The sequence below is a fragment of the Klebsiella sp. CN_Kp104 genome (assembly GCF_040064515.1).
Classification (GTDB): Bacteria; Pseudomonadota; Gammaproteobacteria; order Enterobacterales; family Enterobacteriaceae; genus Klebsiella; species Klebsiella aerogenes.
This window is the reverse complement of the sequence record NZ_JBEAII010000028.1, coordinates 179,479-197,107: the sequence shown is the minus strand read 5'-3', so window position 1 is coordinate 197,107 and position 17,629 is coordinate 179,479. Positions and strand designations below refer to the sequence as shown.

Genomic DNA, 17,629 nt, shown 5'->3' with positions numbered 1-17,629 from the left:
GCTATTAAGACACCTGTTGCAATGCCTTAGCTAGCGCCAGCCTGAATCGCTCGATGAGGTCGGGTTCACCGGGCAATAATTCGGCGAGCGTAATCGTTTTGTCCGCGCGGTAGACCTTACCGCTGCCGAGCAGCGCCTCGATATCATTGGCCGCCTGATGTGCGGCCTGCAGATCGGCATCCAGTAATATCACGGCGTGAGCCAGGACAATGTGACCCTGGCTTTCGGCTATGGGCCGCCAGTATTGAGCGGTACCGGCAATCTTGCGCGCGTTTTCTCCCTCACCGCAGGCCAGATTATAGCGGCCGTCACAAAAAGAACCGCTGACGGCCTGAAAATGGCTTTCGACGCCAAGAGTCGAAAGCGTGCGTTGCAATATTCCACATAACAACAGATAGATGGGTTCGGCGGCTTCGCCTAATGGCTGGATTACCGGCCAGGCAAGACTCAGGTTGAGGATCCCGGGCCCCTGCGGCACCAGCCCGCCTCCGGATCGACGCATCCACACCGGCCAGCCACGGGCGGCAAAGGCGTCGCTGACGGCGGCCAGATTGGCGAATTTCCGGTAACTGCCAGGAACCACGAACCCTTGCGGCGCCTGCCAGAGTTGAGCGACGGCTTCGCCGCGGCGCGCGCGCTCGAACAGAGGCTGTTCGGCGAGCGTGGGATCATCGCAACGGACAATCGGTAATCCGCCGGTATTGAAGCGGATGGGCAAACAGCCTGCGTTATGTGGTTCGCGCATAAAGCCTCCCTTTTTATGCCGGATGGCGGGTTTTCATCAACATCGCCGTAACGGCGGAGAGCAGGCAGCCGACCGTCAGATAAATCGCCACGCTATGCCATGACCCGCCAGAGAAGGTGACCAGCGCGGCGGCGATAAATGGCGTAAAACCGCCGCCGACCACGCTGGCCACCTGGTAGCCGACGCCTGCGCCGCTGTAGCGATAGCTGGCGCCAAACATTTCGGTAAACATCGGCTGCTGTACGCAGACCACCATATCATGGGCGATGTTGGCCAGCATCAGGGCAAAAAACAGGATCCAGAACAGCGAGTGCTGCTCCAGCGCCATAAAGAAGGGGAAGCCGCTTAATGTTCCGATCAGCGCCCCGGTAATATAGATACGACGGCGGCCAAACCTATCCGCCAGCCACGCAAAGCAGGGAATGGTAATACAGCTAATACCGCCCACCAGCAACCCAATATTGAGGAACAGTTCACGCGGCAGGCCGAGGTTTTGTGTCGAGTAGTTGAGGGCGAAGGCGGTCACGATGTACATCGTTAACAGTTCACACAGGCGCAGGGCGATGATCAATAAGAAGGCGCCGGGATGGCGCGCCAACGCTTCCAGTACCGGCAGGCGTTTTTTCACCGCGGCAGGCGTTTTCTGCAGCTGCTGTTCAAATTCTGCCGACTCGCTCATGCCTTTGCGGATCCACAATGCCCCCAGTACCAGCACTACGCTAAACAGGAATGGCAGGCGCCAGCCCCAGCTAAGGAACTGCTCATCGGTGGTGAAACTGCTGATAAGCGATACCAGCCCAGTAGAGAGTAACAGACCGACGCCATAACCCACCTGCACGCCGCTGCTATAGAACGCCTTTTTGTTTTTTGGCGCGCTTTCAACCGACAGCAACGCCGCGCCGCCCCATTCGCCGCCGACGGCAAAGCCCTGCACTGCGCGTAAAATAACCAATAAAACCGGCGCCCACCAGCCAATCTGGTTAAAGGAAGGCAGTAGGCCGATGCAGGCGGTGGCGATCCCCATCATCCACACGGTCATCATCAGCATGCGCTTACGGCCTAAACGGTCGCCGAAATGGCCGAAGATAATGCCGCCGAGCGGGCGGAAGAGGAAGCCGACGCCGAAGGTCGCGAAGGCTGCGAGCGTGCCCATCGCCGGGCCAATTTGTGGGAAAAATTCGCGGTTGAACACCAGTGCGGCGGTAATGCCGTACAACAGAAAATCGTACCAGTCGACGACGGCGCCGGCAAAGCTTCCCCATGCCGCACGACGAGCGCGATGAAGAGAAGCAACCCCCTTGCCGGAGTCGGGAGAAATAAGCGTTGAGTCCATGCCTGTCCTGTTTGTTGTTAACTTGTTATTATTTGAATGAGACGCTTTCTTATCTTCGCGCCGTTAAGGAGATTACCGCGCATAAGCGCAGCTGAAAAGTTTTTTACCAGCATGAAAGACAATAAAGTAAAAAATGTCTAAATCGAACATTTAATTTCCATCACTGGCGTGGGTTAACTGTTGACCATAACTGCTATTTTATTTTTGTGGCCCTACTAGGACAGCTTTTAAGAATTCACGTAAATGGTTTACAATTACTATCTCCAACGCTGGATATGGTGGGTGATATGCGTCTAATTTTTGCAGTTTTATTTTATGTTTTAGTTTTACCCAATGCTTTCGCAGAAAAACTGCCTGCGCCAACAGGTAAACCCGTTTTAACCATTTCAGGAAAGATTACCAATACAAACGAAGGTGATACCGCCGTATTTGACATTGCCGCGCTAGAAAAATTGGGCAATGAGACAGTGATCACAACCACTCCGTGGTATTCAGGGAAAGTGCGCTTTGATGGTATTTCACTTAGCAAACTTATGGACTTAGTGGGCGCGCAAGGTAAGACGGCGAAGGTGATGGCCCTTAACGATTATACCACTGAGGTACCAGTGGAGGATTTTCATAAATTCCCGGTGATCCTGGCGCTGAAGATGAATGGTGAATATATGCGCATTCGTGATAAAGGGCCTCTTTTTATTGTTTATCCCTACGATAGTAGCGCGGAGTTACAGAACCAAATCTATTATTCCCGCTCGGCATGGCAGGTTTCAAAGATTATAATTGAGTAAGGCTCTGATCTTGAATCGAATACTCACTGCCATTATTTTGTCGCTTTTTATCGTCACCGGATACATTACCTATCTGGTGCATGAGCGGCAGAGTGAGCTGCAAAAATTAACCCGTTATACCGACTCGTGGTCTGTGTCTCAGATGGTCTCCGAATACATGCGTCTCGAGGCTCGTTTAAGCGCCCTGGCGCTGAACGTGAAGGGGACCGACCGCGATGAGGTACGCCTGCGTCTGGAAATAATGATGAGCCAGATCGAGCTGCTGCAACAGGGCGATCTTGGCCAGTTCATCAGAAAAAGCGAGCAGCGGCAGGCAACGGTGACCAGTCTGATTCAGATCCTCGATCAACTCGATCGGCAACTGGACACCATGACGCCTGAGCAGATGGTGATTCTGCTGCATACCATGAGTAAGTTAGATGGTCCGATGACCTCACTGGCCTCCATGACCCTGGCGCAGGACTTTGATGTCGTCAATCTTACGCACGATAAGATTCAGCATCTCTATTACATCTATTCGGTGATTTCAATCTTGCTGATTACGATGTGTATCACTCTTGGGCTATTGATGCTTCGGCAAAATAACAACTTGCGCCGCGCTCATGTGCGTATGAAATTGCTCGCGAATGATTTGCAGCTGTCGAAAGAGAAACTGCAGGTACAGAACCGCCGGTTGCAATATGATGCTTATCACGATTCGTTAACAGGCATGCCTAATCGCCTCTCTTTCTGGCAGAGGCTACAGGAAGTAGTCAATCATGTGAAACCTTATAATGGTTGCGCAGTGGTTATGTTGTTCGACCTGGATAATTTTAAAGATGTTAACGATACCCTGGGGCATGATGCTGGTGACAAACTGCTGCAGGAGCTCGCCAGCCGCCTGTCGTTCTTCCGTAAAACATCAGAGACGCTGTACCGGCTTGGCGGCGACGAATTTGCCCTGGTATCGCAAGATCTGAGCGAAGAAATGGCACTGGAGCGGGCGAATGTGATCCGCGAGAAAATCAGCCAGCCGTACCAGATCTACGATTCATTAATTAACATCGGGGCTTGCATTGGCATCGTAATCTCCGATGCTGAAAGTCGCACCGATTACTTATACAAATGTGCCGATCTGGCGTTGTATGAAGCGAAAAAATCCGGTGCGGGAAATGTGGAGATTTTCCGTCCCGGCATGTTGCAACGTTTACAGGACAACAAATCCTTTGAGGACGATCTGCTGCATGCACTGGAAAACGACCAGTTCAAGGTTTACTACCAGCCGATCGCCGACACGGTGTCGCGTGAAATTTATGGTTACGAAGCGCTGGTTCGCTGGTTTCATCCGCTGCGGGGCATGGTACCGCCCACGGAATTTATCCCGGTGGCGGAGAAAACCGGCCTGATTAATCAACTCGGCGAGTGGGTACTGAAAACCGCCTGCGAGGAAGCGGCCCGCTGGGAGCAACCGCTGAAGGTTTCGGTTAACGTCTCACCGATTCAACTTATCAATACCTCACTCACAGATACGGTGGTTGCGGTGCTAAAGAAGACGGGCCTCGACCCGCGGCGCCTTGATCTTGAGATTACGGAATCTGATGTATTTAACGAAAATACGCGCTCGCTGGAGATCCTCAGCCAGTTACGCGAGCAGGGGATTCAGATTTCGATTGACGATTTTGGCACCGGGTATTCGTCATTGTCACGGTTGAGTTATTTCCCCTTTGATAAGATCAAAATTGATCGCTCGTTTGTGGTCAATATACCTATGCAAAAAGATGACCTCGATATTGTGCGCCTGATCATCAGTATGGGTAAAAGCTTACATATGCGTATTGTCGCCGAAGGTGTTGAAACCGAGGAACAATTAACCTCGCTGCAACAATTAGGTTGCGATCTTGTTCAGGGCTATTTAATTGGCAAGCCAGGGCAGTTAAATAACAACTGAAACAAGATAATCCTCAGTCTTTAAACTGGCGCCGGTGAACTATCACTGGCGCTTTTTTATATTTTAAATAACGATAATCCTTAATGGGTATAAATAGTGGTAGGTAAAATAGATTCGAAAAAATAATATCCTTAGCAATTGAAAGGGGTATATGATATGCAATATATCGTTCCATTCGCGCGCTATTTCACGGCGCGGAAAGAGAGGCAAATCATGCAGCGAATCATTATACCTACCCATTATGTTCAGACCCGTTCCACCCCCATGTGGACCAAAGAGACCGCGCCCGCGTCCATCTGGAAGCGCCATCTTGATGCCGGTACGCGACAGGGCGTCTACCCGCGTTTGTCGGTGATGCAGGGCGCAATACGCTATTATGGTTATGCCGATGAAACGAGCCCAGACCCTGTTGAAACGATGACTATTGAAGCGGGGCAGTTTGGTGTCTTTCCTCCGGAAAAATGGCACTGCATTGAGGCATTAACTGACGATACCGTATTTAATGTCGATTTTTACGTCGACCCTAAAATTCTGATTGAGGGATAAGTTGAGTCTATGAACAGTGAAAATAAAGGTTACTCATTAGCGATAGTCAATAACAACAATAATGAAAAACGAGAGAAAATTTATCTCAAGCCGATGGCGCTTTATGTCCCTGATATCGCGGTTCAGGCAGTAGCGGAATTGCTTCAGGATCTTTCAACCGATAACGCGCAGGGAAAAGGGTTCAGCCTGATGGTGACGAACAATAATAACGGTGTATCGGTAGATAAAGATTTTGCTGCAATCGAGGCGCTTCAGGATCCACTGCATGCCGCTGATGCGGTGAAAGAGCTCATCAATATTGTGCGCGGTTATGAATCTGACGAAGAGACTAACGTCTGCGGTTGGTAAAAATTCAGTCAGGCAGATATCGTCCGATATCTGCCTCTTTCTCTGGTTTCAACTCATCGCTATCTGCTGCAGTAGCCAGTCCCGCAAGGCGCTGATATCGGCGCGCTGGGCTAGCTCTTGTGTCGCCACCAGATAATAGTTTGCTCCCGGTAAGAACATTTCAAATGGTGCCGTTAATACCCCGCGTTGCAACAGATCGCGCGCCAGCAGTTCGCTGGCAATCACCACGCCTTGTCCCGCCACCGCCGCCTGTAGCGCATGCGTCTCGTCGCTGAAGGTTAACCCTGCGTCGATATTCAGCTGCGGTGGTCCGTAGCGGCGTTGCCAGTTCTCCCAGCCCGGCGAATCTGCCGGAACGTGACGATGTTCAACGTGGAACAGGGTCGCGTGACGCAAATCCTCCAGCCGTGTAATACCTAGCGCGGGGCTGGCGACGACGATAAATCGGTCTTCATGTAGCAAGGTACAGTGCAGTCCGCGCTCCGGCGTCTCACGATAGCGAATCGCGACATCCACGCTGCGCTGGTTGAGATCCACCCGTTCGACGCTGGTATGTAGCCGCAGGTCAATGGCGGGGAATTCCGCTTTAAATGCTGCCAGTCGCGGTACCAGCCAGTGAGTCAGAAAGTTGGAAGTCGTGGTGACGGTGAGCGACGGCGGCTGGTGTGAGCGAACAATTTGCGCGGTAGCCTCTTCCAGCGCGCTAAAGGCGCGCTGGGTTCCGACATAGAGAATTTCGCCGCTTTCGGTAAGGCTGACGCCAAGGGCATTGCGTTCACAGACCCGACACTCCAGCACGGATTCCAGCAGCTTGATTTGATGACTTACTGCGGTAGCGCTCACCCCGAGCATATCGGCGGCGCGTTTAAAACTGCGGCAGCGGGCAACGGCATGAAAGGCGCGTAGCGCGCCCAGCGGGGGGAGGCGGTTTTTTCTCATGGCTGAGTTTTTCTCATCTATGGCTGAAATCTATGCGTTTGTCTGGGTAATTATACAGGCGCTAGTCTACTGAGATGTGAAAAAAGCGGTGAATTTAATTCACCATCGCTTGAGAATGTCAGGAGTGAAAAATGAGTATTTTCCCGCCCCCGCGTGCTGTGGTAGCGACATCCCGTGCTGAACCGCGTGCGCAAGCTATCGCGCTAAGCAGCCTATTCGCGGCAGGCGCGCTGTTATTGAGCGTTTCCGCCATTATTGGCGCTATCGCTAGTTTAGCGTTGCTGCTGGCGCTGACGGGGGCTTTTGCTGTTGGCTATGCAATCGCGCGTTGGCAGCCGTGGCCAGCGCATTATTGCGTGACAATATCGTGTTATGCCTTTGTGCTGTCCGCTATAGGTTGGTTACTGGTTCTGGTGATATGGAATAGCGAACACGGTTGGCTGGAGCTCATTCCGGGAATCGTCTTTGGTGGATTAGGGCTGGGCATTGTCTGGCAAACCCATGCGGCAGAAAGAGGTTTGTTGGGGATGACGCCGAACATCCCGACGATAGCGAGTATCGTTTTTATTACCCTGGCGATTCTGCTAACCAATCACTATGCCGATTCAGGAAAGGGAGGCTTTGTCTACGCTCTGGCGGTGTTGGCGGATCTGGCGTTGCTGGGGGCGGTGCTGTTGAAAATCAGGCTACAGGAAATGTCGTAAATCGGCGTGATTGGTTCTGATGCGTTGCCTGTTATCCTCTGTTTGTCAGTGAATCCATTAAATATCAGTCGTGAACGCTTTCGTTATTTTGGTGACATCAGAATTGAGAGAAAAAGCGCGGTTTTATGTAACGCGACAACATGTGAGTTGGCTTACATTTTTGACTTCCCTCACAATTTATAGTTACGTCATTCCTGGACGACGCATTTATTTACTATGGCATCCATTAAAGACGTAGCAAAAAGAGCGGGAGTATCTACCGCCACGGTCTCACGCGTGCTGAATAATCATCCCAGCGTGGTGCCAGAAACTCGCAAAGCAGTTCGTGCGGCAATGGATTACTTATGCTATGTGCCCAGCAAGAGTGCGTTTCAATTGAGTGGAAAATGTTCTGGGCTGATTGCTGTTGTCCTGCCAAATCTTGTCAATCCACATTTTTGTGAACTGCTGGCGACAATTGAAGAAGAGGCAAGATACATCGGTAAAACGGTTATCGTCAAAACTCACCAGAATCAACCACAGCTGGATAAGCAAATAATTTATACGCTTATCAGGATGGGCATTGACAGTTTACTATGGGTCCCTACAGAAGCTGAAAGCGAACTTTCCGAATGGCTTATCGCGACTAATATACCCGTTGCAGTAGTCACCCAGGTATCGCGATTTTTCAATTCTGTTTCTATTGATCAAAGTAAAGGGGCGGAATTTATAGCTGAGCATTTTATCCAAACCGGTCATACAACGTTTGGGTTTGTAGCGCAGGAAGGCGTGGATAATCGAAAGGTTTTTTCATGGGCAAAAAGGATCACCGGCCAGGGATTGATTGTTGATAAAGAGAATGAGTTTTGGATAGCGAAAGGTGAGGGTGAGAAAACGTCAGGCCATATTAGTATACTTGATGATATTATTTCCAGGCTAGCCCAGAGAATAAATCATTGCTCATCACTTTGGGTCTATAATGATGTGGCCGCTAGTTATATTATTGATGGATTAAAAGAAAAAGGAATCTCAGTTCCTCAAAATATTGCCATTGCTAGTTTTGATAATACTTTATTGGCGCAAACTAAAAAAATAACCAGTGTTGCGCAACCGATATGCGAAATCGCCCATCTGGCATTTCAAATGATTAATCACGAAACAAAACAAGGCGGAATTGAAATGTATGAGATTGTCTCCCGGTTAATTATACGGGAAAGCAGTGTTAATGTTAATATCACTATACTTTAATACACATACTCCCTTATTCGCCAATAAATATAAATTAACATTGGTTTACTAACCTCTGTTGAACACTTGTGACTATATACTATAGAGGTATTTTATGTCTGCAAACCTAATCGAAAGGCAAAGTGCTTATGGCAAACTGTGTTTAAGAGAAAAAATTGGTTATGGGATGGGTGATGCTGGCTCTTGTATGATTTGGAGTGTTCTGGCGTTATATCTCACATGGTTCTACACGGATGTTTATGGTTTAGCGCCTGGGATTGTCGGCACCTTGTTTCTGGTCATTCGTATTTTTGATGCCTTTAGCGACCCGGTGATGGGGGCGATTTGCGATCGTACTCATAGTCGATGGGGTAAATTCCGACCATGGTTATTATGGATGGCGTTGCCATTTGGTTTGGGAGCAGTTCTGATGTTCACAACGCCAGATTTGAGCATGAACGGAAAAATTGTTTATGCCTGGGTGACGTATCTGGTTATGTCATTAATCTATACTGCTATCAATATTCCATATTGCTCAGTAGCCGGTGTGATCACGCTAAATCAGAAAGAGCGTTTAGGCTGTTTGTCATGGCGTTTTTTCCTAAATGGATTGGCGACGCTGATTGTCTCGTCTTCAATTTTACCCTTAACGGACTGGTTAGGTAACGGTAATAGAGCGGTTGGTTTTCAGTTGACCATGATAATCATGGGGGGAGCTGCTACACTAATGTTCTTCTTCTGTTTTGCCAGTATCAAAGAACGTGTTTCCGCAATTAAGGCTAATGATTCTTTAATAAAGGATCTAAAAGATATCGCCAAAAACGATCAATGGTTATTGATGATTTTTATAACCTTTCTTAACGTTTTCCCGGCATTTATTCGTGGCGCTGTGACTATTTATTATGCTACTTACGTTATGCAAGCCTCTGTCGGATTTACTACATTCTTTATGGCTCTCGGAGTTGCCTGTAACATGCTAGGCAGCGTTATAGCGAAACCACTCACCGATCGTTTTGATAAAATTAAGCTGTTCCGTACGATTAATATCGTTCTTGGCTTTCTTTCTTTAGCTCTATGGTTTGTCGATCCCAGCTCCTTACTGCCACTACTCACACTTTTTATCATCATCAACATTCTGCATTTGATTCAATCAGGGCCAATACTATGGGCCATGATGTCCGACGTCGATGACTACGGTGACTGGAAATATGGTAAACGTCTTACCGGTATTTCCTTTGCCGGTAATTTGTTTATGTTAAAAATGGGCCTGGCAGTTGCTGGAGCGATTGTTGCCTGGATATTATCATTGACGGGTTACATCGCCAATAAGCCTCAACAAAACGCGGAGACTATCCAGGGGATCATTATTATGTTCTCTTTACTGCCAATGATTACTTATTTTATCAGTGCGTTTGTCGTCAGATACTTTAAATTGAATAACCAATTTCTGGAGCAAATTAAAGTGGAACTCGCTAAACGTGAACTCGAAAAAAGTTCTTTACCGCATCATGGCATCGGGCGAGATGCGGCCACTGTGAGTTAGTCATTAGCTAAAATTCTCCGAAAGGAATCAGAGGTTAGCGGTCCATTACTTCTTATCGTATTTATTTGCCAATGTATTTGCATTTTCAACCTATCTTAATAACGCAGAGGGAAATAACGTATGTCGAGTGATAATTATTATGATGTCACGGAGTGGAGTGAAGGCAACCCTTTTGAAGATATCGGTTTAGTGATTAATAGTATTATTGCCGATATTAAAAGTCGGCAAACAGACACAGATGTAAATGATGGTGGAAAACCGGGGGCTGTTATCTATATCCCACCTGGAGATTATCATTTGCTCACACAGGTAGTAATAGACATCAGTTACTTGAAAATTAAAGGAGATGGACATGGGTTTACCTCTTCAAGTATCCGTTTTAATACCCCAGAAAACGAGTGGGAAAACTGGCATGAATTGTGGCCAGGCGGTAGCCGTATACTTGTTGATATAACACCATCAACTACGAATCAGGAAGCTGAAGGCGCTGCTTTTTATATTGAGCGTAGCGGCGACCCAAGAATAAGCTCAGTTGAATTCGCTGATTTTTGCATTGATGGGTTACATTTTGTGGATGATGGTTCGGGAAGTAACGATCCTGAAAACACCTACCTCAATGGTAAAACGGGTATTTATATTGCCAGTGCGCAGGACTCATTCCGCATTAGTGGAATGGGATTCGTGTATCTTGAGCACGGTATCACTATATATAATGCCGATGCATTGGCGATACATAATAACTTTATTGCCGAGTGCGGTAATTGTATCGAACTCCGTGAGTCGGGACAGGCATCAAAAGTAACCGATAATTTGATAGGTGCCGGTTATAGAGGATATTCCATTTACGCAGAGAACTTTGGTGGCCTTCTGGTTACAGCAAACAACATTTTTCCCCGCGGTAAAAGTAGTGTTCATTTTTCTGGTGTCGCCCGGTCTGCAGTTAGCAGCAACAGATTTCATTCATTCTATCCTGGGATGCTGGTTTTTGAGAATAGCTGTTCAGAAAACCTGGTGACGGCAAACCACTTTTTCCGTGAACATGAACCCTGGGAACCTATGCAGCCATATAGTAATGGTTTAGATGATTTGTATGGATTGCTATATATAGAAGGTGAGAATAATTCTATTATTGCTAACCATATTTCTGAATCGATTGATAAACAGTATATTGTTCCTGCCGGCGCTACGCCTGTGATAATACGGGTGGCATCAGGAGAAAGTAACTATATTTCTGACAATCATATTGTTGCTACCACTGAAACATCATTGGTTAAAGATCATACAAAGTCTTGTTTCTCTACTCAAGTCAGAGCGCTGCTAGCATTAGAGGGGTTGGAAGTTCTCGACGTGACGACCGTACAGGTCGACGCCACATCTCAACGTAATACTGTACTTGATTCCGGAAGTGACGATCAGGTTGTGCTTGATAAAGCGGTCAATGCGTTTAGAGCCACGCCGATACCCAGCCTGTGATACCAGAAAAGCAAAAAGCCTGCTCGTAAGCAGGCTTTTCTGAATCTGGCTCCTCTGACTGGACTCGAACCAGTGACATACGGATTAACAGTCCGCCGTTCTACCGACTGAACTACAGAGGAATCGTGTGAACGGGGCGCATGTTAGCGAGTGTGTTACGGGATGTCAAAGGAGAATACGTCTTTTGCGATCGTTCGCTGGTAAATTCAGCAGTAGCGGTGATTTTATTACTATTTAAGCGAAAATTTGAGCGAATTCAGAGGGATGAAAAGCTAAATTTGTGGAAATAAAAAAGCCTGCTTGTAAGCAGGCTTTTTTGAATCTGGCTCCTCTGACTGGACTCGAACCAGTGACATACGGATTAACAGTCCGCCGTTCTACCGACTGAACTACAGAGGAATCGTGTGGAGTGGTATCTTAGCGGCGAAAAAATTTTTGTCAAACATCAATTCAGTTGTGATGCAACGCTTGCTGCATCTATCAACAATTTGTCGTATTTGCCGACAATTTACCAGGAAAAATACTTTGCAGGATTAGCATTTCTCAATCATCATTTGAAATGTTGTTTCAACTCTTCTCACTAAGGTCTCCCTTGAACGTCACTTCAGCAGTACGCCAGGCCGTAGCGCGCACGTCCTGGTTTAAAAAGCGCAAGAGCTATCGTGTGCTCTACTGGCATGAAATCAGTCCCCTTGCCGTACCGATCCTGCTGGAAAACGCCTGCGTATTATTGATGGGCGTGCTGAGTACTTTCCTTGTAAGCTGGCTCGGCAAAGAAGCAATGGCCGGGGTGGGGTTAGCCGACAGCTTTAATATGGTCATCATGTCGTTCTTTGCCGCGATTGATCTTGGCACCACCGTGGTAGTGGCCTTCAGCCTCGGCAAGCGCGACAGAAAACGGGCGAGGGCGGCTGCGCGGCAATCGCTGGCGATCATGACCTTGTTCTCGATCGTGCTGGCGGCGGTTATTCACGCCTTTGGCCAGCAGATTATCGATATCGTTGCCGGCGACGCCACGGTTCAGGTTAAAGCGCTGGCCCTAACCTATCTCGAACTGACCGTGCTGAGCTATCCAGCGGCGGCCATTGCCTTAATTGGTAGCGGCGCGCTTCGCGGCGCGGGGACCACCAAAATACCGCTGTTAATTAACGGCGGGATGAATATTCTCAATATTATTATCAGCAGTATCCTGATTTACGGCATTTTCTCCTGGCCGGGGCTCGGCTTTGTCGGCGCCGGGTTGGGGCTGACTATTGCCCGCTATATTGGCGCGTTGGCAACCATCTGGGTACTGATGACAGGTTTTAACCCGGCGCTGCGTATTTCGCTGAAGAGTTATTTTAAGCCGTTTAACTTTGCCATTATCTGGGAGGTGATGGGTATTGGTATCCCGGCGAGCATCGAATCGGTACTGTTTAACGGCGGCAAGCTGCTGACGCAGATGTTTGTTGCCGGTATGGGGACCAACGTCATCGCCGGGAACTTTATTGCCTTCTCGGTGGCTTCGTTAATTAACCTGCCGGGTAACGCACTGGGATCGGCTTCTACCATTATTACCGGTAAACGGCTGGGGAAAGGGCAGGTTGGTCAGGCGGAACGTCAGGCCTGGTTCGTGTTCTGGCTGTCGACTATTATTCTGACGCTTATTGCCTGGGGCACCGCGCCGTTCGCTGGCCTAATCGCTTCGTTCTACACCAGCGAAGAAGACGTAAAAGTGGTGGTTAAAGAGTTATTGTGGCTCAATGCCCTGTTTATGCCAATTTGGTCGCTCTCCTGGACCTTGCCCTGCGCCTTTAAAGGCGCGCGCGACGTGCGTTACACCATGTGGGTGTCGATGCTGGGTATGTGGGGCTGCCGGGTGGTAGCTGGCTATACGCTGGGGATCATGCTGGGCATGGGCGTCATCGGCATCTGGCTGGGTATGGTGCTCGACTGGGCGGTGCGTGGCCTGTTGTTCTATCGCCGGATGATCACCGGGCGTTGGTTGTGGAAGTACCCGCGATTAAAGGCTCGGCTGGAAGAAAAGTCATGAATATACTGGATAAGTGTTACTTTTTAGACGAAGTGAAGAATAAATCGGCAAACGAACACCATTATAAAAAACATCTTTGACATGGCTGAGCGTGGTCGCTAATATTCGCCCCGTTCACACGATTCCTCTGTAGTTCAGTCGGTAGAACGGCGGACTGTTAATCCGTATGTCACTGGTTCGAGTCCAGTCAGAGGAGCCAAATTCAGTACTTCATGAAGTCACGCTTCGTGAAGTTATCAAAAAGCCTGATGATGCTAATGTATCATCAGGCTTTTTTGTTTTACTGGTCAGATGGGGTCAGCCTAAGGTATTGAGACAAACCACATAGTCAGGTTTGTCTCAGCAAGGGATTAGGGTTTTAGTAACCGGGTAACCAGCGCGGCAACTTTATCATTGTGGCTATGGGCGATATTAAAGCGCATATAGCGTAGCCCTTCTGCTTTTTGACAAAACAGCGTACCTGGCGCCAGAGCCAGACCCTGCGCTAATGCTCTTTCAGCCAGCGTTTCACTATCGATATGTTCAGGCAATTCAGCCCATAAAAACAACCCGTAAGAATGGACGACCGGGAAACGACAACCTGCTTCCTGAAGCCAGCTTTTTACCCGCGAGGAGACGTCACTCAAATTACCAATAAGCCGGCGCTGATGGCGATTATAGCTACCGTCACGGAAGAATTGATGTAATGTCTGCTCGGTAAATTCACAGGTGACGCCGCCAGTCTGCTGTTTTAGCTGTACTAATTTTTCAGCCAGCAATGGGTTCGTTGCAATATAGGCAACCCGCATATTGGCGCTCAGCAATTTTGAGAAGCCGGATATATAACTGGCATTAGTGAGCCCGGCAAGCGCCGACATTGGCTTGGTGGCCGGTTCCATCAGGTCATGATACAGGTCATCTTCAATGAGATGACAATCGTAGCGGTTTAATACGGTGATTAAAGCAAACATCTCTTCCAGACTATAACTTTGCCCGGTGGGGTTGTGCATTAGTCCGGAGGTGAGATAAGCCCTGGGCCGGGACTCTTTTAATAAGGTTTCAAGCTCATCAATATCAACCCCTGTATGACCGCGAGGGATAAAGACAACATTGGCCTGATGCTGACTCAGACTGGCGCGAAAATTGAAATAGCAAGGGTCGTCAATCAGCACGGTATCGCCAGGTTTGATCAGAATACGGAACAGCATGTCGATGGCATTCATGGTGCTATTCGCCATAATAATCTGCTCAACCGGTACGCTAATTCCCGCCTCATTCATTTTCATCTGCAGTGTTTTTCTCAATGGCAGGTATCCTCGTGGATTACCGTACTCAGAGAATTTTAGCTGCGGTTTGCGGATAATTTGGCGTAGCGCTTTACGGAAAAACTCAGTATCCAACCACTCTTCAGGCAAAAAACCGCATCCAGGACGAAGAATATCGCTACTTTTTGCAAAAGCGTGTTTCAGTCTTGAATGCAGATCGGGGCTGACTAACGAAAGAGGCTTGTCGGCGTCAATCTCAGTCGTTTGCCGTGCATGGCTGACAAAATATCCTCTTCCCTGAATAGAGGTGATCAGTCCTCTGGCACGCAAACGTTCCAGAGCTTCCACAACGGTAAATTTACTGGTTTCAACCTGGTCGCAGAATTCCCTCAGGGAAGGTAAACGACTGCCCGGTAATAATTGGCCGCCGATGATTGCCGCGCTGATAAAATCAACAATCTGGGTGACTTTGGCAGTGCCATTCACCAGTTGTAGTTGGGATAAGCTAAAAATGGGGCTACCTCTGATACTTGCCTTGACTCTTCGAACTGTACCGGAGATTTTACCTGTAAGGAAAGCGAATATTTCGCTAAACATTCTATGAACAGTACTACACTAACGCGATATATCTTTAGCCCATCAATTGTGGTTCTGAAGATGAGTGTATGACAGCGGCAAAAAATAACTTTTATTTATTATTTATCAAAAGGTTGGGAGCGTCTTCCGCCCAGCTATTGTTACTACGGATGGTCTCTGCAATTGCCCTGTTTTCCCTGCTCGGGCAGGCCAATGTTTGGTTAGACACGACCAGTAATGCCTTACTGGCTTTTGGTTATCGGTTTCTGTTGATATTGACCCCATTGACGCTAGGTCTGTTTGGTCAACGTGCATTAATAGTTACTCTGTCGGTGTCGCTGCTGGGAATAGTATTATTAGCACTAAATGTTGCAACGGGCGTCAATTGGCTGGCGGTGGTCCTCTTTAGCTATGGTGTAGCCGTGCTGGGTTATATCGTGAAGAATGATGCGGCCAGAACCCCGGCAGGAGCGGCTAATAATAAAATTATGCTTAATCTCGGCAGTCTGTGTGCCGGGTTATTATTACTCTATCCGCACTGGAGTCCATTATTATTTTATATTGTAATTGCTGCTTTATTGCTCGTTTGTTTACCAACCGCACGCCATTTTAGTTTATCAAGTGACCTGACGGCGCAGACGCTACTGACGAAGAACTTTGCCAAATCAGGAAAATTGAAATGGGTATTAGCAGGGATTGTTACTGGGGTTAAATTATTTGCGGTATTCTCTATCCTGCCGCAGGAAATACTGGTTCATCGACAGACTCTACCAGCCTGGTATGGCATGATGATCATCTTTAACAGCGCAATTGTTGCATTAATACAGATACCATTAATGGCGCTTATTAATCGCAGTGGCGATAAAGCAATGCTGATGTCGATAGTGATTATACTTCTTGGCTTGATCGTTTTGGCAGTACCTGGCATTTTCCATGTTTATACTTTTTGGGGAGCAGCGGTATGGCTAACAATACTATCAATTGCTGAATGTGCATTGAGTTATATTGATTATTGTGCAGCGCAAGAAAATTCTCTGTTAATAAAAGAGTTGTCCGTCAGTCTTGGCGCAGGATTAACGGTTCTGGTTATGCGTTATTTTCCGGTGGCGATTAACACAGAAGTGCTTTCTTTAATTTCTATTGTCGCGTTATTACTTTGGCTGTGGAAATATAAGTACTCATCAAATAAATTCTATAAGGAAAATATAGATGCCGTCAGTGATGTTTGTGAAAAGTGAAACTGAATTCACTTTCAGGGATGTGGTGAGCCTTTTAGAATGCAGGGAGAACATGAGGTTTGGTTGTAAAACTGGAAACTGTGGGTTGTGTCGAGTCAAGGTATTATCAGGGATGGAGAATATCACGGGCAAGACTTTAAAAGAGAAACGTTTATTCAAATTGCTTGGTATAGAAGATCAAACGGTGCGGCTGGCGTGCCAGTGCAAAATTAGCGGTGATGTCACTTTAATTGAAAATTATCTGGAGTAATGTATGAAAAATCGTATTAAAGACACGTCTATTGTACGTAATGAACCTTTTCTGAATGCAGAAAAAAGCGCGCAGGTAAAACGTGAAATCGACGACTTTCTTGATACCAAGATCATCGAGTGGGAAAATACGGTTCCTTCGGCAAAACATCTTGAAGGCAAAGAAATTAACAAAGCGTACTATCAGCAGACGTTGATTGAACATGCATGGCGTATTCGCCTGATGCGTAGCGCCCAGGCTAATGCGTTACATAAAATCACCCAGTTTAATGCTGAAGCCGCACAGCTCTACGCCGCTTATCAGGATGAAGAGATGCTTCATGACACCTTGTTCATTCAGGATGCTGAAAGCCAGGGTATTAGTAAAGAGACTATCTATAGCACTGAACCTAGCTTCTATACACGTCTTCTCAGTGGATTCCTGTACTTTGTCGCCGAGCACGAAAAACCACTGGGCGTGGTTTGCTATAGCTACCTTGTCGAATACACTACTCAAAAACTGACGCCCAAACAGATTAAGGCACTCGGTGAATCCTTGGGTAAAGATAAGATTATCGGCCAGGCCGCACATTTGAATACTGACCTTGTTGAGGATCATACCCAGGATATGTGGAATATTTTGAGTCTGCTGGTGGAGTCTGATGACGATATTCAGGATCTTAAACGCTATTTCTCTGAAATTCAGGAGTTGTTGAAGTTATTCTTTGTTGAATTACATAATAAAACAATCAACGCATAAAA

General features: G+C 47.6%; 16 protein-coding genes and 3 tRNA genes. 13 read left to right on the top strand and 6 right to left on the bottom strand.

All coding sequences use genetic code 11. The features are described 5' to 3' along the window. Nucleotides 1-4: 4 nt before the first annotated feature. Both ABLU80_RS14530 and shiA read right to left on the bottom strand, forming a co-directional pair. The gene (locus tag ABLU80_RS14530) at nt 5-745 is read right to left on the bottom strand and encodes a lipoate--protein ligase family protein (RefSeq protein WP_213796058.1); all 741 of its coding nucleotides are present in this window, start codon (nt 743-745) and stop codon (nt 5-7) included. A gap of 13 nt (nt 746-758) precedes the next feature. Further along, nucleotides 759-2,078, bottom strand: coding sequence for a shikimate transporter (gene shiA / locus ABLU80_RS14525; protein ID WP_047045748.1), 1,320 nt, complete (start codon nt 2,076-2,078; stop codon nt 759-761). A gap of 287 nt (nt 2,079-2,365) precedes the next feature. Between shiA and ABLU80_RS14520 the strand changes: the two genes are divergently transcribed. The 4 genes from ABLU80_RS14520 (at nt 2,366) to ABLU80_RS14505 (ending at nt 5,684) form a co-directional block, all read left to right on the top strand. Then, nucleotides 2,366-2,863: a molybdopterin-dependent oxidoreductase gene (locus ABLU80_RS14520; RefSeq protein ID WP_015365842.1), complete on the top strand. Its 498-nt coding sequence runs from the start codon at nt 2,366-2,368 to the stop codon at nt 2,861-2,863. Nucleotides 2,864-2,873: 10 nt separating this feature from the next. Continuing rightward, on the top strand, nt 2,874-4,790 hold the full coding sequence (locus ABLU80_RS14515) for an EAL domain-containing protein (protein WP_045412988.1): 1,917 nt from the start codon (nt 2,874-2,876) through the stop codon (nt 4,788-4,790). Between the two features lie 213 nt (nt 4,791-5,003). Next, the gene (locus tag ABLU80_RS14510) at nt 5,004-5,336 is read left to right on the top strand and encodes a DUF1971 domain-containing protein (RefSeq protein WP_015706013.1); all 333 of its coding nucleotides are present in this window, start codon (nt 5,004-5,006) and stop codon (nt 5,334-5,336) included. Nucleotides 5,337-5,345: 9 nt separating this feature from the next. Then, nucleotides 5,346-5,684 (top strand): DUF1869 domain-containing protein, encoded by a 339-nt coding sequence (locus ABLU80_RS14505; RefSeq protein ID WP_015365845.1) that lies wholly within the window; start codon nt 5,346-5,348, stop codon nt 5,682-5,684. Between the two features lie 48 nt (nt 5,685-5,732). On the opposite strand, the gene ABLU80_RS14500 is transcribed toward ABLU80_RS14505, so the two are convergent. Beyond that, on the bottom strand, nt 5,733-6,623 hold the full coding sequence (locus ABLU80_RS14500) for a LysR substrate-binding domain-containing protein (protein WP_047064426.1): 891 nt from the start codon (nt 6,621-6,623) through the stop codon (nt 5,733-5,735). A gap of 131 nt (nt 6,624-6,754) precedes the next feature. Here ABLU80_RS14500 and ABLU80_RS14495 point away from each other — a divergent pair, with 131 nt between their 5' ends. The 4 genes from ABLU80_RS14495 to ABLU80_RS14480 all read left to right on the top strand — a co-directional run bounded on the left by ABLU80_RS14495 (nt 6,755) and on the right by ABLU80_RS14480 (nt 11,549). Then, on the top strand, nt 6,755-7,327 hold the full coding sequence (locus tag ABLU80_RS14495) for a hypothetical protein (protein WP_047740628.1): 573 nt from the start codon (nt 6,755-6,757) through the stop codon (nt 7,325-7,327). A gap of 216 nt (nt 7,328-7,543) precedes the next feature. Then, a complete protein-coding gene (locus ABLU80_RS14490; protein WP_047041881.1) occupies nt 7,544-8,554 on the top strand; it encodes a LacI family DNA-binding transcriptional regulator in 1,011 nt (336 codons plus the stop codon). A 94-nt stretch (nt 8,555-8,648) separates the two neighbouring features. Beyond that, nucleotides 8,649-10,076 carry an MFS transporter gene (locus ABLU80_RS14485; protein WP_047041884.1) on the top strand — a complete coding sequence of 476 codons (1,428 nt, stop codon included), beginning with the start codon at nt 8,649-8,651 and terminating at the stop codon, nt 10,074-10,076. Between the two features lie 120 nt (nt 10,077-10,196). After that, nucleotides 10,197-11,549 carry a right-handed parallel beta-helix repeat-containing protein gene (locus tag ABLU80_RS14480; RefSeq protein ID WP_260841246.1) on the top strand — a complete coding sequence of 451 codons (1,353 nt, stop codon included), beginning with the start codon at nt 10,197-10,199 and terminating at the stop codon, nt 11,547-11,549. 46 nt (nt 11,550-11,595) lie between these two features. Here ABLU80_RS14480 and ABLU80_RS14475 read toward each other — a convergent pair. Beyond that, nucleotides 11,596-11,671 (bottom strand) — tRNA-Asn (locus ABLU80_RS14475). A 201-nt stretch (nt 11,672-11,872) separates the two neighbouring features. Next, nucleotides 11,873-11,948 (bottom strand) — tRNA-Asn (locus tag ABLU80_RS14470). Between the two features lie 193 nt (nt 11,949-12,141). On the opposite strand from ABLU80_RS14470, the gene ABLU80_RS14465 reads away from it, so the two are divergent. Both ABLU80_RS14465 and ABLU80_RS14460 read left to right on the top strand, forming a co-directional pair. Continuing rightward, a complete protein-coding gene (locus ABLU80_RS14465) occupies nt 12,142-13,581 on the top strand; it encodes an EmmdR/YeeO family multidrug/toxin efflux MATE transporter (RefSeq protein ID WP_348850109.1) in 1,440 nt (479 codons plus the stop codon). Nucleotides 13,582-13,704: 123 nt separating this feature from the next. Then, nucleotides 13,705-13,780: transfer RNA gene (locus tag ABLU80_RS14460), tRNA-Asn, on the top strand. A gap of 151 nt (nt 13,781-13,931) precedes the next feature. Here ABLU80_RS14460 and ABLU80_RS14455 read toward each other — a convergent pair. Then, nucleotides 13,932-15,422, bottom strand: a complete 1,491-nt coding sequence (locus tag ABLU80_RS14455) for a PLP-dependent aminotransferase family protein (RefSeq protein ID WP_223575817.1) — start codon at nt 15,420-15,422, stop codon at nt 13,932-13,934. Between the two features lie 68 nt (nt 15,423-15,490). Between ABLU80_RS14455 and ABLU80_RS14450 the strand changes: the two genes are divergently transcribed. Genes ABLU80_RS14450 through ABLU80_RS14440 form a run of 3 tightly spaced genes read left to right on the top strand, consistent with a single transcriptional unit; the run spans nt 15,491 to nt 17,627 of the window. After that, a complete protein-coding gene (locus ABLU80_RS14450; RefSeq protein WP_047040754.1) occupies nt 15,491-16,639 on the top strand; it encodes a hypothetical protein in 1,149 nt (382 codons plus the stop codon). Beyond that, nucleotides 16,611-16,889 (top strand): 2Fe-2S iron-sulfur cluster-binding protein, encoded by a 279-nt coding sequence (locus ABLU80_RS14445; RefSeq protein ID WP_026612260.1) that lies wholly within the window; start codon nt 16,611-16,613, stop codon nt 16,887-16,889. Before ABLU80_RS14450 ends, ABLU80_RS14445 begins: the two co-directional genes overlap by 29 nt. Nucleotides 16,890-16,892: 3 nt before the next feature. Beyond that, nucleotides 16,893-17,627, top strand: coding sequence for an iron-containing redox enzyme family protein (locus ABLU80_RS14440; RefSeq protein ID WP_020078383.1), 735 nt, complete (start codon nt 16,893-16,895; stop codon nt 17,625-17,627). The last annotated feature ends 2 nt before the right edge of the window (nt 17,628-17,629 follow it).